At 51.9% G+C, this 21,620-nt stretch carries 24 protein-coding genes; 11 read left to right on the top strand and 13 right to left on the bottom strand.

Annotated elements, in window-relative coordinates:
- Window positions 1–114: 114 nt before the first annotated feature.
- The 5 genes from FOA19_RS06635 to FOA19_RS06620 form a co-directional block, all read right to left on the bottom strand.
- Complete coding sequence (locus FOA19_RS06635; protein WP_149089962.1) at window positions 115–1,245, bottom strand: alkaline phosphatase D family protein; 1,131 nt, start codon at window positions 1,243–1,245, stop codon at window positions 115–117.
- A gap of 109 nt (window positions 1,246–1,354) precedes the next feature.
- On the bottom strand, window positions 1,355–2,026 hold the full coding sequence (locus tag FOA19_RS06630; protein WP_149089961.1) for a hypothetical protein: 672 nt from the start codon (window positions 2,024–2,026) through the stop codon (window positions 1,355–1,357).
- Window positions 2,027–2,351: 325 nt separating this feature from the next.
- Entirely contained in the window at window positions 2,352–2,480 is a 129-nt protein-coding gene (locus FOA19_RS23670; RefSeq protein WP_262713900.1) for a hypothetical protein, read from the bottom strand.
- A 693-nt stretch (window positions 2,481–3,173) separates the two neighbouring features.
- Window positions 3,174–3,347, bottom strand: coding sequence for a hypothetical protein (locus tag FOA19_RS23295; RefSeq protein ID WP_190300303.1), 174 nt, complete (start codon window positions 3,345–3,347; stop codon window positions 3,174–3,176).
- Window positions 3,348–3,810: 463 nt separating this feature from the next.
- Entirely contained in the window at window positions 3,811–4,215 is a 405-nt protein-coding gene (locus FOA19_RS06620) for a hypothetical protein (RefSeq protein WP_149089960.1), read from the bottom strand.
- Window positions 4,216–4,565: 350 nt separating this feature from the next.
- On the opposite strand from FOA19_RS06620, the gene FOA19_RS06615 reads away from it, so the two are divergent.
- Window positions 4,566–4,988: a response regulator gene (locus FOA19_RS06615; RefSeq protein WP_149089959.1), complete on the top strand. Its 423-nt coding sequence runs from the start codon at window positions 4,566–4,568 to the stop codon at window positions 4,986–4,988.
- A gap of 62 nt (window positions 4,989–5,050) precedes the next feature.
- Here the strand turns inward: FOA19_RS06615 and FOA19_RS06610 are convergent, their stop codons facing one another.
- From FOA19_RS06610 to FOA19_RS06575, 8 genes are all read right to left on the bottom strand, one after another.
- On the bottom strand, window positions 5,051–6,418 hold the full coding sequence (locus FOA19_RS06610; RefSeq protein ID WP_149089958.1) for a sensor histidine kinase: 1,368 nt from the start codon (window positions 6,416–6,418) through the stop codon (window positions 5,051–5,053).
- A 7-nt stretch (window positions 6,419–6,425) separates the two neighbouring features.
- Window positions 6,426–7,469, bottom strand: a complete 1,044-nt coding sequence (locus FOA19_RS06605; protein WP_149089957.1) for an ATP-binding protein — start codon at window positions 7,467–7,469, stop codon at window positions 6,426–6,428.
- Window positions 7,459–7,872, bottom strand: a complete 414-nt coding sequence (locus FOA19_RS06600; protein ID WP_149089956.1) for an anti-sigma regulatory factor — start codon at window positions 7,870–7,872, stop codon at window positions 7,459–7,461. The genes FOA19_RS06605 and FOA19_RS06600 overlap by 11 nt, the downstream gene beginning before the upstream one ends.
- The gene (locus FOA19_RS06595; protein WP_149089955.1) at window positions 7,856–8,254 is read right to left on the bottom strand and encodes an STAS domain-containing protein; all 399 of its coding nucleotides are present in this window, start codon (window positions 8,252–8,254) and stop codon (window positions 7,856–7,858) included. The genes FOA19_RS06600 and FOA19_RS06595 overlap by 17 nt, the downstream gene beginning before the upstream one ends.
- A 12-nt stretch (window positions 8,255–8,266) precedes the next feature.
- Window positions 8,267–9,154, bottom strand: a complete 888-nt coding sequence (locus FOA19_RS06590) for an STAS domain-containing protein (RefSeq protein ID WP_149089954.1) — start codon at window positions 9,152–9,154, stop codon at window positions 8,267–8,269.
- Between the two features lie 327 nt (window positions 9,155–9,481).
- Complete coding sequence (locus FOA19_RS06585; RefSeq protein WP_149089953.1) at window positions 9,482–11,893, bottom strand: ABC transporter permease; 2,412 nt, start codon at window positions 11,891–11,893, stop codon at window positions 9,482–9,484.
- Window positions 11,894–11,904: 11 nt separating this feature from the next.
- Entirely contained in the window at window positions 11,905–12,594 is a 690-nt protein-coding gene (locus tag FOA19_RS06580) for an ABC transporter ATP-binding protein (protein ID WP_149089952.1), read from the bottom strand.
- A gap of 281 nt (window positions 12,595–12,875) precedes the next feature.
- Complete coding sequence (locus FOA19_RS06575) at window positions 12,876–14,126, bottom strand: efflux RND transporter periplasmic adaptor subunit (protein WP_149089951.1); 1,251 nt, start codon at window positions 14,124–14,126, stop codon at window positions 12,876–12,878.
- Window positions 14,127–14,489: 363 nt separating this feature from the next.
- Here FOA19_RS06575 and FOA19_RS06570 point away from each other — a divergent pair, with 363 nt between their 5' ends.
- The 10 genes from FOA19_RS06570 (at window position 14,490) to FOA19_RS06525 (ending at window position 21,602) form a co-directional block, all read left to right on the top strand.
- Window positions 14,490–14,945 (top strand): nuclear transport factor 2 family protein, encoded by a 456-nt coding sequence (locus tag FOA19_RS06570; RefSeq protein ID WP_149089950.1) that lies wholly within the window; start codon window positions 14,490–14,492, stop codon window positions 14,943–14,945.
- A 105-nt stretch (window positions 14,946–15,050) separates the two neighbouring features.
- Window positions 15,051–15,950 (top strand): alpha/beta hydrolase family protein, encoded by a 900-nt coding sequence (locus FOA19_RS06565; RefSeq protein ID WP_149089949.1) that lies wholly within the window; start codon window positions 15,051–15,053, stop codon window positions 15,948–15,950.
- A 379-nt stretch (window positions 15,951–16,329) separates the two neighbouring features.
- On the top strand, window positions 16,330–16,866 hold the full coding sequence (locus FOA19_RS06560; RefSeq protein ID WP_149090512.1) for a YceI family protein: 537 nt from the start codon (window positions 16,330–16,332) through the stop codon (window positions 16,864–16,866).
- Window positions 16,867–16,965: 99 nt separating this feature from the next.
- Complete coding sequence (locus FOA19_RS06555) at window positions 16,966–17,676, top strand: pirin family protein (RefSeq protein WP_149089948.1); 711 nt, start codon at window positions 16,966–16,968, stop codon at window positions 17,674–17,676.
- Between the two features lie 6 nt (window positions 17,677–17,682).
- Entirely contained in the window at window positions 17,683–18,624 is a 942-nt protein-coding gene (locus FOA19_RS06550; RefSeq protein WP_149089947.1) for a ring-cleaving dioxygenase, read from the top strand.
- A gap of 64 nt (window positions 18,625–18,688) precedes the next feature.
- Complete coding sequence (locus tag FOA19_RS06545; protein WP_149089946.1) at window positions 18,689–19,054, top strand: cupin domain-containing protein; 366 nt, start codon at window positions 18,689–18,691, stop codon at window positions 19,052–19,054.
- Between the two features lie 33 nt (window positions 19,055–19,087).
- On the top strand, window positions 19,088–19,651 hold the full coding sequence (locus FOA19_RS06540) for an NADPH-dependent FMN reductase (protein WP_149089945.1): 564 nt from the start codon (window positions 19,088–19,090) through the stop codon (window positions 19,649–19,651).
- 9 nt (window positions 19,652–19,660) lie between these two features.
- Complete coding sequence (locus tag FOA19_RS06535) at window positions 19,661–20,299, top strand: alpha/beta hydrolase (protein ID WP_149089944.1); 639 nt, start codon at window positions 19,661–19,663, stop codon at window positions 20,297–20,299.
- A 32-nt stretch (window positions 20,300–20,331) separates the two neighbouring features.
- The gene (locus tag FOA19_RS06530) at window positions 20,332–20,610 is read left to right on the top strand and encodes a GNAT family N-acetyltransferase (protein ID WP_149089943.1); all 279 of its coding nucleotides are present in this window, start codon (window positions 20,332–20,334) and stop codon (window positions 20,608–20,610) included.
- A gap of 29 nt (window positions 20,611–20,639) precedes the next feature.
- On the top strand, window positions 20,640–21,602 hold the full coding sequence (locus FOA19_RS06525; protein WP_149089942.1) for an adenylate/guanylate cyclase domain-containing protein: 963 nt from the start codon (window positions 20,640–20,642) through the stop codon (window positions 21,600–21,602).
- Window positions 21,603–21,620 lie beyond the last annotated feature (18 nt).

The following is a 21,620-nucleotide window of genomic DNA, read 5'->3' as shown; positions in this document are numbered from 1 at the left end:
GAATCTGTTCCTGAGGGCGCTTGCTTTTTAGGTGTCAAAGGTGGTATAGACTGCTTTGGCGTGTGGTTGGTACCGTCTAAAATACTGGCTTTTCTCGTCTTTGTTTGGCTGGTTTTACTTGTGCAGCGCTTTGGTCTGCCGTGTTTCTTGGATTGTAGAAGGCGTGGCGGAGGATACCGGCGTAGGTGGTTTGGGCAGGGCGTATTCTGCTTTCACCAGCTGGTGCAGGTCATTGTCACGGCCCCTGATCTCAAAACTCACCTCGGCGGAAGTCTGCTCCCATTGGAAGCGCATCACCCCGAAGTTGAGTTTGTCGTGCATGTCGCCCACGCGGTAACGGTTGGGTTCATTGACCAGGCCGCCTTTCCAGAAATGGGTAAGGCCGCTGGAAGTGAAGTCGTAGATGGGGTAGGGCACACCGGGCCACGAGATCTTGGAAAGCTCGGCAAAGTGCCGGTCCCCGGACAGCAGGATCACGTTGGGCGCCTTGGTTTGGGCAATGAGGTTGAACAGCCTTTCCCGGGATTTGGGGAAATTGCCCCAGCGTTCGTAGCCGTGGTCATCGGCGATAATCTGCAGGCCCGTCCCGATGAGGTGGAACTGGGCTTTGCTGTTCCTGAGCTCCTTTTCCAGCCATCGCCATTGGGCTTCACCCAGCATATCGCCTTTGGTGTTGTTCTGGTAAGCAGGTTCCTGGCCTTGCAGGGAATCACGGTGGAAGCGCCCGTCCAGGAGAATGACTTTCACTTGCTGGCCCGGCGGTCCGTAGGTGTGGGCGCTGTAGACGCCTTTCTGCTTTCTGCGCGGGCTCTGCAGGGGCTCCTCCAAGAAATCCCAGAACAGTTGGGCGCTTTGGCTTTTATGTTGGTATTCTTTGCCCGCATTGTTGCGGCCGTAGTCATGGTCATCCCAGATGCCAATTACCGGCACGTTCTGCACCAACTTCTGGTAATCCTCATTCTGGAGCTGTTTTTCGTATTTCGCCTTTAAAACGCCCATGTCATCGGTGTCGCCGTAGATGTTATCCCCGAGCCAAATCCAGAGTTGCGGCTGGTTCTTGAGGATCTCGCGCCACAGCGGCTGTTCGCGGTCCTGGGAGTTGCAGGAACCCAGCGCAATAATGGATAGCGGCGTTTGGCTGTTAGCCAGCGGCAGGGTCTCTAAACCTCGATCTGTGTCTGCCGAGGTGCAGGAAAAAAGGGAAAGCAGCAGGAAAAAAGAAAGCCAATTTTTGAGGTGATGCATACGTCAAGGTACGGCCCAGGTACGAGCCGGGATGCAGTTTCTATGCCCTATCCACTCCAAAGCCCTGGGCGGACTGCGGCTTTGGAGTGAATAGGGCATACAGAAATCTTTATTCAGAAGCAGTCCGGCCCAGATATAAGGAGATGCCTAAAGTAAAGGTGCTTAAACCCAAGTTAGCCTCAAAGCCACTTGAATCTATTGGCGTATAACCTTCGCTTTCTGTTTTATGACTACTGTATCCTATTCTTCCTAACGTGGCCTCCACTCCTATGGTGTTGGTTGGGAAAAATACCACGCCCGGGTTTATACTTACTCCTCCGCCTTTTCCTATGGAAGGAGTTGTTTGAACAAAATCATCTTCGTGTTCAGTTTTGCTTTTGGAATAGGTATAATAGCCCGTTCCGTGCCCAAAAAAACCGAATTTAGGAGTTATTGATTTGTACACGCGCACAAAAGGTCCTCCGGAATACGAGTTTGAAATGGACGTATAAGAAATATTCCTTGGAACATTGTCAGGATAGTTAGTGGGATAGGACGAGCTATAGGTTCCTCTGGTGTATGTGGCAGAAACCCCGAGGGCTACGATAGGACTAAGGAAGAAGCCAACTTGTGGATTGATAGAAAATGAGTTGATTTTGGCTTCTTGCCCTGCTGACTGGTTGAAGTTGTTCTTACTTGAAGTGAAGTTGACTGATCCCGAAATAAGCGTCTTACCAAAGTTTTGGGCGTTTGCCAATGCCGAGGCACCGCAGAGGATAAGAATAATCAAAGTTCTTTTCATGAAGGTTTTACTAGTATAGGTTAAAGAATAGATGACTATTGGATAAAAGCTAAGTTTCTAGATTAAATATGTTGTTAACTTTATATATGGAATTTTAATATTTAAGAACACCTAAGTAACGGGTCTGGTGAGTATTTATTTTAAAGGCAGGTAGCAAGTGCATTAGAAAGTAAATGAAGGTTAGAGCAGAGCTAGAGAGTAACTAATATGAACTAACTTTTAATACAAAAAAGAAGGACCAGCTTTCTACGGCTGGTCCTTTCGTTTATGCTTGGCTTGCGCCTTATCTATTATATACAAGCCCCATGTAGGGGTACAGTTTAGCTTAGGCGCGGGTGTTCATGATCCTGAACGCCTCGGCCCGGGTGATCTCTCTTTTCAGAAGCAAGAGGTTATTGGTGTTTACAATCAAGAGCTGAAATTGCTGTTTCAAGTCATGGTAGTAAATCAACATGGTTAAGTCCTCGTATCCGCGTCTGAAAATCTTTCTGGCTTTCGTCTTTAAATTATACAGTCCCAACTTTATCTGCCTCAGTTTTTTCATCATCACTCTTTACTCCTCTTTGGCAAGAGTTTGTAGAGTAGTTATACTTAAATTGAAGGTGGTAGTTACGGTAAAAAAAATAGATTCAAATTGTATTCTACACGTAATACTGAAGGCTTAGCGCCTGGTAAAATGCTTGTATTGTGCCTGTTGGACTAGTATATAACCTTTGAGGGGTAAGAATGTTTAGGCTTTTTCTACGAAAAGCTAAAGAATCTTATTAAAAGGTTTTAAAGGTCGAGACTATAGGAAGTAAATACATCGCTTGGTACCATATTTAACTTTATTAGGTACAATGCATTTATGCGAATAATACAAAAATTCTCCTAAAATGCTGCAATAAGCCAGAAAATGGTTGCAAGAGGAAGAATCTTGGATGAATGAACAGCTAGGAGAGGCTTGTGAATCGCTTTTGCTTTTTAATTTCCGGGGAACAGTAGGTCAGCTCACTTCTAGTGTTGGGCCAGAAGGAGAGCGTTTTTAGGCTTTGGCAGAACGGAACAAGAGAATGGCATAGCCCGACAAAAGGCAGGGCAAGAAAAAGCCCAAGCACTAGTGAGCAATCTGCAGGCTAGTACTTGGGTATCTATTGTAAAAGTGTTTCTAATTATCTGAGAAGGTATAACCGCAGAAGTTATAGATCTCAGCCAGCGGAGCTACTGGTGGCAGGGTTTCTTGCAGCACCAGCGGTGGGTTGTGAGTTGACTCAAAACCCCATCGGTTTCGGTTGCAGTAGTACAACTCTTTCGGCAATTCTAGTTTTCGGTGTTGTCCCATGATATGTATACCTCCTACTATAAAGATTGAAATTCAAGGTTTTACCCCTACCTAAACACGTCACTTCCTTTAAATTTATTCTTGAGCGTTTCTCATTCATCTTGGGCTTTGGGCACCAAACGCAGAAATGAAAACAAAACAGGGCGAATACTTGCAGTAACTCTGCTGCTGGGAGTGGCGTTGCTGCAGGCATTCTCTTATGGGTATATAGCAGCCGCGACCTGGGGTAGTTTGGGTTAATGGGCAGCACTGTCCGGAGAACGGCCTCCTGCCGGACAAAGAACCCCTAAAACACCCGGGCAGTACCTCATGCTTTTGTGCATAGTACTAGCCTTAGGGTTGTTTGGTTTCCAACTCTACCAAGATTTAACAGATAACAGGGCCAGCAGACTACCTTCTACCACTCCCGTACATGAGTAGCGCAGTTATAAGCTAATCCGCTAAAACTATGCCAGAAACAGACCTAAATATGCTTGGTGAGGTCCCGTATTCTGTTGCGCAACTGGTCTAAATGGTTCTGCTGTTGTTTCTGTTTGTCAATCTCCTCCAATTGGTGCAATAGGGCCTGCATCTCGGCTAAATAGGCAGAGCGGTCTTTCTTCAGGCCGGCTGGTAGGGCGGCTTCCCCTTCTTTCGTCTCGCATTTAAATACGTTTCCCTCCCCGTAGATCACCCACCTGGAGTTCAGGTCCGGCAACTGCTTCAGCAGCGTAACCAAGTCATCCATACAATAGTCTTCCCCTTGCAGAATACAGCCCACAACGTCTGGGGGCGTTTGGGTAAGTACACTGAGCTGGTACACATCCAACTCTTTAATGCGCATGTAGAAGTTCAGGCGGGCACTGGTTTGCTGTAAGTTAATGGCCATGTTCTCAATGATTTATAAGTACGAGTAAACGGGTGCATCCGGATCTTTGTACACAGGGAAAAAACCGTACGAGGCGCGATGTCAGTCCATTTCCTCATACGCAATACCTGCGACTTGTGTTAAAGGTGGTGCAAAGCGGTTTTAGGGCTGTTTTCAGAAAAGGACGCCTAAACAAACCCATGCCAAGGCAAGGGAGCAATAACCTGTAGCCGAATCAGAAGTGGGTCCTGCGTTTATCCACTGAAATCCAGCTTTAAAGACTTTCTTCAAATAAGAATTACCACAGATTTGCTATATTTGGCGGTTGAAGATAAAGGGACCATTCCTTACCTACTTTTTAAAGATTTTGCATGAAGACTCAGTATGAGCCCTTGAATTTGATCATGTTGGTTGATGACGATGATACCACCAACTTTGTGAATAAGCGCTTATTGACCAAGTTGGGCGTAGCCAAGGAGATACTGGTCAAGAAAAACGGAGCGGAGGCCCTTGAGTATCTGCAGAATTCGGCGAAGAACGGACTGGCGTACCCAGACCTCATCTTCCTGGACATCAAAATGCCGGTGATGGACGGGTTCAGCTTTCTGGACGAATACCACAACCAGGCTTTATCGCAGTTCGGGAGCATGATTATCCTTATGCTCACGTCCTCGGCCAGTTTCTATGACCTGGAGCGGCTCAAAGGATATGCATCGGTGAAGAAGCATTTCTCCAAGGCTTTGACAGAGAGCGATGTCAAGGAAATCATGGCCGACTATTACCAGAAAAACTAAGATTATATATCTCCATAAAAGCAAAAGGCGCAGTAAACCTGCGCCTTTTGCTTTTATACGTCTTAGACCAGGTGGTCAGATACTTGCCGGACAGAGTCTGGCTCAAGGGGCCAGGTGAAATGCATGGCCGTGCCGCGGTCTTCTGAGCGTACCCATACCCGGCCGCCTTTCTCTTCCATGATCTTGCGCACAATGGCTAGGCCAATGCCCGTGCTGTCTGCGTGGTTCACGTCACTGGTAGTCTCAAATAACTCAAAGATCTTCTCCTGGTCACCGGCCGGAATGCCCGGGCCGTCATCCTCTACCACAAACTCCCAGAAGTTGTTTCTTTCAAAAGCCCTTACCCAGATGCTGCCAGAGGGCAGATCGTGGTACTTGACGGCGTTGCTTAACAGGTTGCTGAAAATTTGCTGCAGATAGATCTCCTCGGCCTCTAGCACCGGAAGGTTGTCTGGGATGTAGATGGAAATGCCCTCCGGAACGGTGAGCGATGTAACCACATTGTATACCAGTTTTCCCACAGAGACCGGCTTCTTCTGGATCTGCTGGCGCCCGGTTAAGGAATACGCCAGCACGTCCGTAATCAGGTGGTCCATGCGCTTGAGTTGCAGCTGGATCATGGGCATCACGGCCTGCGCCTCGTCAATGCTGCCATCCTCCATAAAATCGGTGATGGCGTCTGCCAGGCCTTTGATGTTCTGGAGCGGCGCCTTGAGGTCATGGGTGACTGTGTGGGCAAACTCATCCAGGGTTTTGTTTACTTTCTCCAGCTGCTGGTTTTTGATTTCGCGTTCCTGCAGCAGGGCGTTCACTTCCTGGTTAGAGGTCTGTAGTTCCTGGTTCAGGTGCTGGATTTCCCGCAGTTGGTATTCTGCCTCAATGGTGCGTACCCGCAGCTGCTCCATGAGTTCAATGAGCTGCATGTTCTGCCGCTTTATCTCGGCGTACGGCGATATCTCAGACTCATGGTTGAAATAGTCTGCCCAGCCCTGGATAATGGCTTTGTTGATGGGCGGATGATTGGCCGGGATGCGTTTCTGCAGGCGCACGCGGGTGCCTTTGTCAAAATCGCTGTCCAGGGAGAAATAGTCCACCAGTTTGCGGGAGCTGTAGATGCCCTGGCCTTTGCCGCTGGCCGGAGGGGTGTATTGCCGGTCCAGCAGGGTTTGTATGTTGGGGATGCCCCGGCCCCGGTCTGTCACAAAAGCTTCCAGTAACATGATGCCTCTGCTCTCCAGCATACTGAACCTGATAGTACCCTCGCCCACGTGCTCCAAAACATTACGGCAGATTTCAGAAACGGCGGTCGCGAATTTGGTCTGGGAGGCCACGGGTAGCCCCGAGAACTCAGAAAGCTGCATGGCTCTTTTGTACGCCAATACAACGTCAAGTTCGTTCTGCAGCTTTATAGTGGTGATGGGCTGGTCCATAGCAGGTTCAATCAGTAGCGCGTACCACTACAACCAAAGTGTCATCGGTGGTACGGGTATTGTCTTTGTAGAGTACTGCTGCAATCAACGTTGGGTCATGCCTGGTCAGTTCCGGGTACTTGCTTAAATCCCACCGGCTTTTCAGGCCGTCTGAGTGCAGGATCATGAGATTGCCCCGTTCCCAGGTAAGGTGCTGGTCATTGATGGTGTTGGGCATGCTCATGCCCAGAGTGCCGTTATAGGAGAGCAGGCTTTTGGCCCGGTCTGCCATGATAAGCCGGCCGGCAATATTGCCGATGCCGCAGAACAACAGACTGCTGTTCTCCGTGTTCCACTGGGCAATGGCGCCCACCGCACCGCGGGTACGTTTGATGAGAGCATGAACGCCGCGCAGCATCTCAGAAGGGGCTTGTTTAGACTGCTGTTGGAAAGCCTGCAATGCGTTTTGGGCCGCATCATGAGCATGTTCGCCGTGGCCTAGCCCGTCCAGGATGATTAAGTGTGCTCCTTGCAAAGACAAACGCATACCCCAGCCATCGCCGCTTACTTTCTCTCCAGCTTTGGGCACCAATACCGCGCCCACCTGAAATTTCTGCTCACTTCTTGCCCCTGATTTTGGAGCTTTCCCTTTCCGGTAAACCCGGGAAAGAATGACCGTGCCAATTCCGCGCTGGGAATAGATGTCAAAGAAGTCTGACTGCCGCTTGATGGCTCCAAGGCCCTGGCCCATGCTGCCATAGGTAGAGACCCCGTCTTCCATCATGCGCTGCGGATCGCTCATGCCGGGGCCGTTGTCCAGGCAGATCAGTTCTACGCCGCAGGTTTTCCCGTTTTCCTCGCAGATAGCCTTCACCAGCAGTTCGCCGCCTTTGGAGTTGGCGTGCTTGACCAGGTTGGTAGACATCTCCGTGATCACCAGACTCACGCGGCCGGCCTCGGCCTCGGTGAACCCGGTGGCCTCAGCAATCTTGCCAATATCGCGCCGGATAATGTTCAGGAAGGTTCGGTCTGTGAGCGCGAAATGATGGTGTTCAGAGAAATTAAAGTCCATTTTTCCACCGGATTATGGTGACTGTGGTGCCTTTGCCGGGTTCGCTCTTGATATCAAACTCATTTACTAACCGCTTGGCGCCCGGTAACCCTAGTCCTAAACTCTTTCCGGTAGAATAACCGTCTTTCATGGCTAAGGTTACGTCTTTGATGCCTGGTCCTTCATCGGCGAAGACCAGACGCACGCCAGGAATGCTGTTTTTGCTCACAATTTCCAGTTGGGTGATGCCGCCGCCGCCGTAGCGCAACATGTTCCGGACCAATTCACTGGCGGCCGTGATCAATTTGGTCTGGTTCACCAGGCTCATGCCAATTTTAGTAGCCAGCTCCTTTATCCGGTTCCGGAACAAAACTACGTCCTGCTCTTTCTGTATACTCAGCTTCTCCTTAGATAAAACTATCATAGAGGCCTTCTTCGTCGGTGTCTAGTTGGCCAATTTTGTTGCGCAACAGTTCCATGCCTTGCTCCACGTCTAAGGCGGTGTGAACGCCGGCGAGGGTAAGGCCTAGTTCTACCAGCGTAATGGCTACCGCTGGCTGCATGCCTACCACAACCGTGGCGGCATCCATGATTTTAGACATAGACGCAATATTGCCCAGAATACGACCCATGAAGGAGTCTACTATGCTTACGGCAGAGATATCAATCAATACACCTTTGGCTTCGGTCTTGCTCACCATGTTGATGAGGTCGTTCTCCAGGGTAAGGGCCAGCCGGTCATACAAATCCACTTGGATGGTGACCAACAGGAAGGGGCCCATTTTTAAAATAGGAATTCTTTCCATGGCAGTCCTGCGTTAAAACCCGAAATTCTGTTTAGAGCCAATCGGGCCGTTCTGGGATGCCCGTGTTACCTGAATATTCAGCATGCTGAAGGACATCTTCAAGGCGCTAGCCAGGGTGGCTTTGGTGTAGATGTTGGTGAGGTCAATACCCAGGTGCACAATGGTCTGGGCGATCTCGGCGCGGATACCGCTGATGATGCACTCGGCCCCCATCAGGCGGGCGGCGCTCACGGTTTTGATCAAATGCTGGGCCACCAGGGAGTCAACGGTAGGCACCCCGGAGATGTCCAGGATGGCAATACGGCTGCCCGTGGCTACAATCTCCTCCAGCAGGGCTTCCATTACCACCTGAGTGCGGGCACTGTCCAGGGTTCCGATGATAGGGAGCGCCAGGATGCCTTCCCAAACCCTGATCACGGGGGTGGAAATCTCACTCATCTCGCTGGTCTGGCGCAGGATGACCTCTTCGCGGCCTTTGATGTAGGTTTCCGTGGTTACCAGGCTCAGGCTGTCCATGATTTTGTTCATGGAGATAATCTCGCGGTACAAAACGGTGGTGTCATCTTTGTAGCGCTCTTCCAGGGTCTGGCTCAACACCTCTTTGAGGCTGAGGATGTAGGCACTGGTCTCGCGCGGAGAAAAGCCCTGGCGCGCCCGGGAGATGGAGATCTCGCTCAGGATATCGTGGATGGGCTCATACCCCGCCGAGTCAGGGTTTTCTGCCTGGGAGGAGGCAAAAGCTTTTAGCAAGGAGTTCAGGAATTCCTCTGATTGCTGCTGCAACTCTGCTACGCTCATAAGGTCATCGCGGAGGGCGGCATCTTTGGTCTGGTTGGCCATCCAGGTATCCAGAATTTGCTTTTTCTTGCCTTTGAGGGCTGCGGCGCTTTCTTTGTTCATAAAGGGTGGTTGTCAGGGGTAAGTAGACAGTATTCGTTTTCCTGCCTCTTTCCTGAAAACAGCCCCAGAACATGGGGAGAGGCATTGGGTTGAAAGTAGTAATTTGGGTAAAAGTAGTAAATAAAGCGGCCAAACGGGCATAAGGGCAAGTTGTTTTTGAAGAGAACAGACTCCTGCGGTATACCACAAAAAAATCCCCGCCAGAAAGATGGCGGGGATCAGAGAATAATAATCAGAATAAAAGGAGTGAGCCGAAAGAGAACTCAGGTCCCGTTTTAAGGCCGATTTTAGCAAACCAGCCCCAAAACAGGCTGAAAATAAAACCTGCTACTCAGTTTTCAGGGCGCGAACCGGGTTGGAGAACGCCGCCCGCAAAGCTTGCACGCTCACCGTGGTCAAGGCGATGAAGAGCGTCAGGGCGCCGGCCGCCAGGAACACCCAGTAGCCAATGTCAATGCGGTACGTGAAATCCTGCAGCCATTTGTCCATGAAGTAATAGGAGATGGGCCCGGCAATGACAAAGGCGATTAAGACCAGTTTCACAAAATCGGCGGAGAAAAGGCCCACGATGCTCGCTGACGAGGCCCCCAAGACCTTGCGTACGCCCACTTCTTTCGTGCGCTGCGCCACCATGAACGAGACCAGCCCATACAAGCCCAGGCAGCCAATGACAATGGCAATAAAGGAGAAGACCTTGAACAGGTGCGCCTGGCGCTGTTCTTCCTCGTAGAACCGGGCAAGGGAATCATCGAAGAACTCATAGTAAAAGACGTCATCTGGGTAAGCGGTCTGCCATACGTTCTGCAGGTGAGCCAGGGCGGCTTTGGCGTTTTTCTGCTCTATCTTAGCATTGAGGTAGAAGTACACCTGGGTCATGGTAGACATGACCACCGGCGGAATCTCATTGCGCAATGAAGACAGGTGGTAGTCTTTGACCACACCCACAATCTTGCCTTCGGTTTGGCCGCCGTTCACGAGCAGTTTTTTGCCCACTGCCTCCTGCGGATCTTTAACGCCCACTTTCTCAAGGAACGTCTCGTTCACCACAAATTCCTGCATGGTATCACTTTTCTCGTACATGCGGCCGGCCAGCAACGGAATACCAAACGTTTTCAGATAGTTCTCATCGGCGAGCTTTAGGTTCACGCTGAAGTTGCGGTTCACAGAGAAGTCATCGTACTGGAAAGAAGAGTTCATGTCAATGTTGGCAGAGGGCGGCGCGATGGCAAACGAGGTAGCCTTCACCGCAGAGTGGGACTCCAACTGGGAACGCAGCGCCATCAGATCTCCCGCTTTGCCGGCCGGCACCGGAATGTTCACAATGGCTTCCTGGTCAAAGCCCAGCGAGGCGCTCCGGAAATACTCCATCTGGTTGTGCACAATGATGGTGCAGATGATGAGGACCTGGCAAATGGTGAACTGTACCACCACCAGCGTGCGGCGCAGCGAAAGACCTGCCACCCGGGCGGTAGCCACCTTGCTCTTGAGCGCCGAGATGGGCTGGAACCCGGAGATCACCAGGGCCGGGTAGAAGCCCGCGAAGAAAGTCACCGCCACCAGTACCACCAGCAAGAACAGCAGCATCTGGGCGTCACGCAAGATGGAGAAGGATATCTGCAGTTCCAGCAACTGGTTCAGGAAGGGCAACAACAGCTCAGCAAACACCACCGACAGCAGAAGGGCCACCAAGGTGATAAGTCCGGTCTCGCAGAGGAACTGCGTCATCAATTGTGGTTTGCTGGCGCCCAGCACTTTGCGCATGCCTACCTCTTTGGCGCGGCGCAGCGCTTGGGCAGTGGCCAGGTTCACGAAGTTGATGGACGCCACCAGCACCAGGAACATGCCAATCAGACCCAGGGCCCAGAGCGTGGTTTTGCTGATGGTGCGGCCAGTGAAGTTTCCGTATCGTTCGTCAAAGTGCACCTGCGTGATAGGCTGGAACGTGTACCGCTCCTGCTCGCCGGGGGAGATGCGCCGGTACTTGGACGTGATCTGGTTGAGCCGGTCTTCGGCCTGCTTCACAGATGCTTCCGGCGCCATGGCAAAGTACACCTGCTGGTTGCTGTTGGTGCTGTTCCAGGTATCGTTCATGAACGTGTTGATCTTCTTGGAAGACTCGTAGTCAATGAGCATCACGTAAGGCAGGTCTGTGTTCTCGGGAGCGTCTGGTATAACGCCGGTTACTTTCAGGTTCACCACGTTGTCCATGCGCAGGACCTTGCCCACCGGGTTCTCGCCGGGGAAAAACCGGTCAGCAATGGTTTGGGTGAGCAGCACGGTGTTCACGTCTTTCAGGGCCTGTTTGGCGTTGACGCCGTTGGTGGGAAAGTCAAACAGGTCAAAGAACGCCGGCTCAACAAACAGCACGTTCTTCTCCTCCCTGAACTTCTTGGCGGGCACTCTGTCGTTGTTAGATACAATCGTGAATGTGCCGCCTTCGGCGTTGTAAAGGTGCGTGGCCGGAGAAAGCTCAGGCAAGGAGGCCTTGATGGTAGCCAGCATGGGGAACGGGGTACCCGCGTTGTCCTCGGGGCCATTGGCGGTGATTTTGTCTACGTTGATGCGGTAGATGCGGTCTGCCTTGCTGTGGAAGGTGTCATAGCTGAGCTCGTGCCGAATGACCAAAAACAACAATAGACTGCAGGTGATGCCCAGGGCCAGGCCGATCACATTGAGCATAGTATACCCCAGGTTGCGGCGCAGCGTGCGCACCGCAACTAAAAAATAGTTTTTGAACATGGCTTCTGGGCTTACAGAATGGCGAGCTCTTTCACATTCTCAGAGATGATCTGACCGTCAAACAGATTCACAATGCGGTGGGCGTAGTCGGCATCGGTGGGGGAGTGGGTTACCATCACAATGGTGGTGCCTTGCTCGTTAAGGCTGCTCAGGAGTTGCATCACTTCCTGGCCGTGGGCCGAGTCCAGGTTACCGGTGGGCTCATCCGCTAGAAGCAATTTAGGTTTAGACACCACGGCGCGGGCAATGGCCACCCGTTGCTGCTGACCGCCCGAGAGTTGCTGCGGGAAGTGGTTGCGGCGGTGCGCGATCTGCATCTGCTCCAGCACCTGCTCCACGCGCTGTTTGCGCTCGGCGTTGCTCACCTTCAGGTAGATCAAAGGCAGTTCCACGTTCTCGTACACCGTCAGTTCATCAATCAGGTTGAAGCTCTGGAACACAAACCCCAGGTGCTCTTTGCGCAGGTTCGCGCGCTGGCGCTCACTGAACTTAGAGATCTCCTTCTCCAGGAAAAAGAACTCACCGCTGGTTGGGTTGTCCAGCAACCCAATGATGTTGAGCAGCGTGGATTTTCCGCAGCCCGATGGCCCCATGATGGCCACGAACTCGCCCTGGCGCACGTTCAGGTTCACATTCACCAACGCGGTAGTCTCCACCTCATCGGTGGTATATTTCTTTTGAAGGTTGACGGTCTTTAACATATGGTTGGTTGTTAATTGTCTATGGTTGATTGTTTAGCTACTCGAGCATATTGTCCCCCTTTGAAGGGGGTAGGGGGATGACTTCTCTTGCAGATCAGGCATTCCCGAGATTCATTTTTATTGATTCTATAGCTATTGCTTTCTGGTTCTTCAACTGCCTTGGTCATCCCGGGCCTTCAAAGGGGGACGGAATGCGTGTTCAACTCAGAACTCAAAATTCAGAACTGAAGCTGAACTAGTCTGTTTTAAGGCTGTTCTGGCCGAAACGGCTTGAAAACAGCTTACTTCAGCTCCAGCTTATCCTTGTCGTTGAAGGCGTCATAGGAGGAGACAATCACTTGCTCGCCGGGTTTCAGGCCTTCCAGTACCTCATAGTACTCTGGGTTCTGGCGGCCCAACCGGATGCTGCGTTTCGAGGCTACTTTTCCGGATCCATCCAAAACGTAGGCCCAGGCGCCGCCGGTACTCTGGTAGAACCCTCCGCGGGGTAGCAACACTGCCGGAGCCGGGTCTGACAACTGCAATCTGATCTGCAGGGTCTGACCGCGCCGGATGCCCTCCGGTACCTTGCCAATGAACTTCATGTCAATCGGGAAGCGGCCGTTGGTCACCTCTGAGTACACCAGGGCAATTTCCAGCGGATAGCTTTGGCCGTTGTAGGTGAAGGATGCTTGCTGCCCGGCAAAGACGCGGCTCACGTAATGCTGGTCCAGCTCGGCTTTCACTTTGAAGCCGCTCAGGTCATCTATCTGACCAATTACCTGGCCCGACTGCACCGGTGTTCCCAACTCCACCTGAATAGAGGAAAGCTGCCCTGAGATAGGTGCTTTGATGTACAGGTTCTTGAGGTTGTCTTCCATCATGTGCAGGTTGCGGCTGGTGCGGGCAATGGTGGTTTCCAGTTGGGCAATCTGCTGGCGGGCGTTGCTTTCCTCAAACTTCTGCGATTCCAGTTCAATGACCCGTTCGGCTTTCAGGCGGTCATATTCTCTTTTAAAACCTAGGAATTCTTGCTGTGACACGGCCTTGGCCTCATACAAAGAAATGTTGCGCTCATAGATATCTTTGGCGGCATCTACCTGGGCGTTTAAGGTAGCCAGGCGGCGGCGCAGGTTGAATTTGTTCTGCTGCAGGCTCAGCTTGGAGTTCTGCAGGTTGTTGATAAGGTCATTCATGAGCGTTTCCTGGTTCATGAAGTCCAGCACCAGGCGGTTGTTCGTGAGTTTCAGGATGGGATCGCCTTGTTTCACGGGCTTGCCGCCCTCCAGGTATTTCTCGTCTACGGTGCCGCCTTCCACCGCCGGAATCAGGATGGTTTTGATGGGGTGCACGGTGCCGTCTACCGGAATAAACTCTTGGAAAGAACCCTGGCTCACAGTGGCCATGGTGATCTTCTGGCTTTCCACGTTCAGTTTAGAGCTGTTATCGGCGAAGGCGATGAGGTAGGTGGCCAAGGCGATCAGCAGGATGCCTCCTATGTAGGCTGCGATCTTCTTGGGTGTCCAACGCTTCTTTTCTATGATACGGTCCATGGTGTTAAGGCAATTTTGTTATTCTCTCCCAATTGCTGTGCCGGGTTTATAAACTGTTGATAATCAGTAGATTTATTATTTTGTTAATTTGAAAAGTGTCCGCTGGCGTACACTTTTTGTTCATGCCCGAACATTCCCCCGCCCAGCGTGCAGCCCATTGGGGTTTTCTGCGTCTTTTCTGGGAAACAGGGCAAAAACAGCTTCGCTTCCCAGAACCGCAAGTGACAGGCTGCCCAATGCCCAGCTAAGTTTTATATCCGCTTAAGGGAGTTTCCCCTGAAGAATGTCTAAAGTAGTGAAAGCGGCCACAGATAGGCTGCGGGCTGTTCATGGTCTTGACTAAACCTAAACCCTAACTATAATATGAAGAAACTTTTCGCTGCCTTGCTGTTTTCGTTCTCTCTCTCGGCTGGTTGGGCCCAGTGTGTGTCCACGGAGCAGGACCGAGCCGGGGTCACCGCTGCCTGCCAAGACTACATTCAGGCCTTCTACAAGGCAGACACCACCATTGCCTACCGCAGCGTGCATCCTTTGCTGCAGAAGCGCGGCTTTTCCTATTCGGCCGCGAACCAGACCTATTCAAAACAGCTGGAGATGCCTTTTCAAGCACTGGTGAGTTTGGCCAAGCGCTGGAACGCTAACGGCAAGCAGGCTAATGAGAACTCCGTGCAGAAAGTGCAGATCCTGGACATTTGCGACAAAACAGCCTCGGCGAAAGTCACGGCGGTATGGGGCATTGACTACATACACCTGGTGAAAGAAGAAGGCAAGTGGTGGGTCATGAACGTGTTGTGGCAGTCTGTACCGCAGCAGAAATAAGGATAAGGCGCTCCTGAGAAGCCTCATAAATTATTTCTTGGGCAGGCTTTTAGATAACCCAAGAATTTCGGGTAGCTTAGTCCTGTATCAATTGTAAGGATAGGCATGAAAAGGGTAGCTCTATTTATAGGCTTGAGTTTTCTGGTCTGTGTTACTTGTATAGGTCAGAGGTTACAGAGAGTTAAAATTGCCAGTGCCAAAGGAGCGGATGCTTACTTTACAACCAAACCTGAAAAGGAGGTGAAAGGCGTGCTGGTCCTTTTGCAGGGTTTTGGCGAAAAGACCAAAGAAATACCCCAGAAGACCCAAATTCCTGCCCTGTTAGAGAAACAAGGCTATCTGGTCATTTTCCCGGAACTCCAGCACACTTTGTTTGCAGATGACCATGCAAAGTTTAAGCTTGACCAAATACTGGAAGCAGAATATGCCAAATACAACCTGCAGGACATACCTATTGTAATCGGTGGGTTTTCCGCGGGAGGGGCAGTGGCCGTAGGCTATGCAGAATACTTAATCAAATCTGGTTCATCCCGGAAAATCAAAGGAGTCTTTGTGATAGATGCGCCCCTAGACCTAGAAAGGATTTATCGCTCGGCCGTGAATAAGATAGGTTATCACTGTTCTGACCTGATAAGCAAGGAGGGGCATAGTCTGAAGAACACCCTTGACACACGCTTAGGAGGCCCTCCCGAGGCAAAGCCAGCAGCGTACTTAAATTCCTCTGCCTATTCAGCTACTGCCCAGGATGGGGGAAATGCCCGCCTCCTGAAAGATATTCCAATCAGGTTATACTGTGAGCCAGATCTGGAATTTGTCAGAAAGAAGTACTGCCAAAAACTACAGATGGCAGATATAAACGCCACGGATTTAGAAGGCCTTTCTACGTTCCTTAAGAAAATAGGCAATCTAAGGGCTGAGCTTATTCAAACAAAAGGCAGAGGATTCCACTCCTGGAACATTGCCGATGCCGCAGATCTAAAGAACTGGATTGTGGGCATCCAATAGCTTAACCACTCATATAACCCCATGGCATTGCGGCACCCTACTTACCTCATTTTGAAGCCAATTTTACAATATCAGGCTTAATTCATGGCAGGCGCTACATGGAGTGGAGATACATCCTATAGTACTTGCCTTATTTTTGTTTTGTGCTGCCATTGAGGAGTTGGCGAAAAAAGGTTTTTCGGTAGGGTAGGCAAGTCTGATTCTGAGCGTTCTTCACTGGTTGAATAAACCCAGCTTTCAATGTTGCACAGACCTCGTGAAAATATTTTGAAACTTTTGGGTCAAAATGTATGTATGTACATTAAATGTATATACATTTGTTTTATCAACACAGAAAGAGAATTTAAACTAACCAAAAAGTAAGATAATGGAAACTACCATCGCAACTACCAAATGGGCAGTAGACCCAATGCACTCAGAAGTACAGTTCAAGGTGAAACACTTGATGATCACCACCGTGACCGGCTATTTCCAGAGCTTCCACGTGGAGGCGGAGACCGAGGATGAGCAGTTCACCAGCGCCAGCAGCGTAGTGTTCTCCGCCGATGTGAACTCCATCAACACCAACAACGAGCAGCGCGACACCCACCTGAAATCAGCTGATTTCTTTGACGCGGAAAACCACGGGGAGATCCGGTTTGTGGGCAGCAAATACGAGAACGTAGGCGACGATGATTACCAACTGCACGGCGATTTGACCATAAGAGGCATCACCAAACCAGTGACGGTGAAAGTGGAGTTCGGCGGGATTGTGGTAGACCCTTACGGCCAGACCAAAGCCGGTTTCACAGTAACAGGTAAAATCAGCCGCAAAGAGTTCGGGTTAACCTGGAACGCCGTAACCGAGGCCGGAAGCGTAGTGGTAAGCGACGAGATCAAACTGCAGGCCGAGATCCAGTTGGTGAAACAAGGCTAAGACGCCACCGGAGACCGAGGCTGCGGCTTCGGTTTCTGGTGAGTAGATTCTGGTCCTTTTCGGGTTTTGCTCGTACAAACATCATTAAATCGACCTAAAATGCAATTCAAAAGATATTATCCCGGAGACAGAGGCCTCAAAGACCTGGGCTGGCTGAAGAGTAATTTCATCTTCAGTTTCTCTAGCCACTACAACCCGGTGCGGGCGGGTTTTGGGTTGCTGCGGGTCTTCAATGATGACTACGTGCAGCCTGAGAACGGTTTCGGCATCCATCCGCACGCCAACATGGAGATTATCTCGGTGATGCTCTCGGGGGCCATGAACCACATAGACTCACTGGGCTACAAAGAGGTGGTGCACAAAGACTGGGTGCAGATCATGAGCGCCGGCAGCGGCCTGCGCCACGAGGAACACAACGTGGGCCAGGACGAGGTGAACTTTCTGCAGATCTGGATTGAACCCAAGTTGCAGAACATCACGCCCCGCTACCAGCGCCGGTTCTTCCCAGAGGAAAAGCGCCTGAACCAGCTGGTCACCATCGTGAGCAACGAGGAAGGCCAGGCCCACTGCTGGATAAACCAGAACGCGAAGCTCTCCCTGGGCTCCTTTGAACAAGGGCAGACGTACACGTATTCCTTCAAGCCGCTGAACAAAGGCGTGTTCGTCTTCAACATCAGCGGTACGCTCCAGGTAAACGGCCAGACGCTAAACCAGCGCGATGCCGTGGGCATCTGGGAAACGGATACCTTAGATTTCAGCTTTTCAACCGATAGTAAATTCCTCCTCATAGAGGTGCCTATCAATCACTAAGCCATCATGGAAAACAGAATATTAGGCCTGCACCATATCACGGCTATTGCCGGAAAGGCCAAAAAGAACGTGGACTTCTACACCAAAGTGTTGGGGCTGCGCCTGCTCAAGAAAACCGTCAACTTTGACGATCCGGGCACCTACCACCTGTACTACGGCGATGAGCGCGGCAGTGCTGGCACTATTCTGACGTTCTTCCCCTACGAAGAAGCCCGCCGCGGCAGCGCCGGCACCGGTATGGCCACCAACATCGGCTACTCGGTGCCCGAGGGTAGCTTCGATTTCTGGATAGACCGTTTTGAGAAGCACAACGTCATCTACAACAAGCCCTCTGAGAAATTCGGGGAGCAGTACCTGACCTTCCTGGACCCTGATGGCCTCAAGCTGGAGTTGGTGATCCCTAAAAACCCTGACAACCGCGTGGCCTGGGAAACCGACGAAATCAAAGCCGCCGTGGCCACCAAAGGTTTCCACAGTGTGACGCTAACATTGCGCGACATCAAAGGCACCGCCGCCGTCCTTACGGATGTGTTTGGCTACACCCTGCAGGAGAAAAGCGGCAATCGTTACCGCTATAGCACCGATGCGGTGGAGCATGCGGCCATCATTGACCTGGTAGAGTTGCCCAACGAGGCCCGTGGCATCGGCGGGGCCGGCACCAACCACCACATCGCCTTCCGGGTGAAAGATGAGGAAACCCTCATGCAGTTCCAGGAGAAGGTAAGACGTGCCGGTTTGGGGCTGCAGATCACCGAGAAAATTGACCGCAACTACTTCTACTCGCTCTACTTCCGCGAGCCGGGTGGGGTGCTGTTTGAGATCGCGACGGACAACCCGGGCTTCGGGATTGACGAGCCTTGGGACCAGCTGGGCTCCAGCCTGTTGCTGCCGCCGCAGTATGAGCCGCGCCGTGCCGATATTGAAGCGGTTCTGCCCAACCTTGACTAAACCGGTCTAGGCACCATCACTCCCGAAACGGTTATAGGGCCGTTTCGGGAAAAACAGCCCCAAAATGGAAGTATTCAACATCACCCGCGTGTACGCGGATGAAAGCGGCGAGAGCCATTTTGCCCAATTGGCCAAGCCCCTGCACTCCGCAGGGGAGATTGGCTTTCTCTCTGATGCCGAGGAAGTGGAAAGCATCATCTTCCGGAAGGTGTTGCCCAGCTATGACTATGATTTTCACTGCGCCCCCGCCCGGCAATACATAGTGCTCCTGGACGGCGAGATTGAGATAGAAACCTCACTGGGCGAGAAACGGCCCTTCAAAACCGGCGACATTCTGCTGGTGGAAGACACCACTGGCAAAGGCCACCGCACCAGAAACCTGCTGCCCGCGGTTAGGAGCTCCATTTTTGTTACCTTGAAACCGCAATAGCGGCGGTTTGCCCATCATTCTAAAAAAACACACATGAAACTAGTAGTAGTATCTGGGAGTGCCCGCCCGCAGCGGCAGTCACACCAGGTGGCGTTGGAAGTAGGGCGAAGACTGGAAGAAAAGGGACACAGCGTTCACCTGCTGGACGTGCGGGAGCTCAATTTCCCGTTACTGGAGAACACCTTTGACAAAACCCCCAACCCTTCTGATCTGATGAAGGAGACCAGCGCTGCCATTGCCCAGAGCGACGGTTTGGTGATGGTGTCGCCGGAGCACAACGGAAGCTACTCCGGTGCTCTGAAAAATACCCTGGACTACTTCTACAAAGAGTACTTCCATAAACCCTTCGGGATTGTGGCGGTCTCGGCGGGCATGCTGGGCGGGATCAACGCGGCCAAAAGCCTGCAGCACTACGCCCTTACCCTGAACGGGATTGTGCTGCCCAATGCGCTTCTCACCCCCAAAGTGCAGACGCTGTTCCAGGACGGGCAGTTGACAGATGCCGCATACGCTGGCCGGCTGGATAAATTTCTGGAAGATTTTCTGTGGTTAGGGCAAGCCATTCAGGCCACCCAGGTCAACCAAGTGTTACACTAAAGCCTTCTTATGTATACGCACGAAAGACACGTTATCACCCACGGCAAGCCTTTGTCCCAGACCGGTAAGGCCCTGATCATGATCCACGGGCGAGGCGCCTCCGCGGAAAGTATTCTTTCTTTGGCTGATTACCTGCCGGTAGATGATTTCTCGCTTTTCGCGCCGCAGGCCTCTAACCACAGCTGGTACCCCTACAGTTTCATGGCGCCCACCGAGCAGAACCAACCGGCGCTGGACTCGGCGTTGGACCAGATCCATGACCTGGTGAAATCCATGGCGGGCGAGGGAATCAGCAGTCAGAACATCTATTTGCTGGGCTTTTCCCAGGGTGCCTGCCTTACCTCTGAGTACGCTGCCAGAAACGCCCAGCAATTCGGCGGTCTGTTCCTGTTTACCGGCGGGCTGATAGGTCCCCAACTGGATACCAGCAACTACAAAGGCAATTTCAAAAACACCCCCGTTCTGATTACCACCGGTGACCCAGACCCACACGTGCCCGTGAGCCGGGTAGAGGAGACGGTGCAGGTGCTGGAGGCGCACATCGCCGTGGTCACGAAGAAAATCTACAAAGGCCGGCCCCACACCATTCTGCAGGAAGAGCTGGAACTGGCAAAAGAAATCCTGACCAGAACCCAGGAGAGTGAATAATCTTCTTATCTTAGAGAGAAAGAACCCTTTACATGGAAGCAGAGATCAGGAACAACACGGCCAAGCATCAATTTGAAACCACTATGGAGGGCAAAACCGCCCTGGTGAGCTATAGGCTGAAAGACAAGGTCATGACCGTGCTGCACACCGAGGTCCCCGAGGAACTGGAAGGCCGGGGCATTGCGGCGGCTTTGTCCAAGCAGGTGCTGGAATACCTGCAGAAGGAGAACATGGAGCTGATTCCGCTGTGCCCGTACATGGCGGCTTACCTGAAGAAACACCCCGAGTACCAGTCGCTGGTGAAAAAGTAGGGCGCCCGCAGGTACTACCCTAACCGTTAATGTGCCAGAATATGACCGTGCAGGTAGAGTTCAAAGGCGAGAAAACAGTCCAAATAGCGGAAAGCCAAACCCTGTTGGAGGCATCTTTGGCTGCTGGCATCCCGCATTACCACGCCTGCGGCGGAAAAGGGGAGTGCACCACCTGCCGCGTGCTGGTGCTGCAGGGCGCCGAGCAACTCTCCGAGATCAACAGCTGCGAAAGGATGGTGCGCGAAGTTAGAAAGCTCCCCGACAACGTGCGGTTGGCCTGCCAGACCAACGTAAAAGGAGAGGGCGTGCAGGTGCACCGGCTCATCAAAGACGACACAGACCGCTACATCTTCCTCAACGGAGCCCCCGAAGACGGCTCAGAAGCCATAGGGAAACGGCGGAAAATGGCCTTGTTCTTCATTGACATCCGCAATTTCACGCCCTTCATGGAAGCCAACCTTCCGTTTGATGTGATCCACATCATGCGCCGTATCATCACCCTCTTCCGGAACGCCATTGAACATTACGGCGGCAAGATCATTGACACGGCCGGCGATGGCGTGTATGCCGTTTTCGGTCTGGACACGAACATCAAAATGGCCACCGAGTCGGCGGTATTTGCCGGGATCAAGATTCTGGAGGATGTCAAGATCTTCAACAACACCTACATGCGGGCGTATTTCAACCATTTCTTTGAGGTAGGCATTGGCGTGCACGTGGGGCAGGTGATCTACGGCAACGTGGGCATCGGGCTGAACAACAGCCTCTCGGTGATGGGCTTTCCGGTGAACGTAGCGGCGCGTTTGCAGGCCGCCACCAAAGAACTGAACAACAGCTTCGTGATCTCCGAGGCCGCCTACGGCATGCTAAGGAATCCTCCTTATTCGGTGAGAACCGCCAAAATCAACCTCAAGGGGGTGAGCAACGCCTTTGAGGTCATGCTCATCGGGAAACCTTATGAGTATGCCGCCGCTGCCGCCAAGGTAGAGTAAAGGCCGTTGGCAAAGATT

This window comes from Rufibacter hautae (assembly GCF_008271695.1).
Taxonomy (GTDB): Bacteria; Bacteroidota; Bacteroidia; order Cytophagales; family Hymenobacteraceae; genus Nibribacter; species Nibribacter hautae.
The sequence above is the reverse complement of the archived record's forward strand: the minus strand, read 5'-3'. Positions and strand labels throughout refer to the sequence as shown.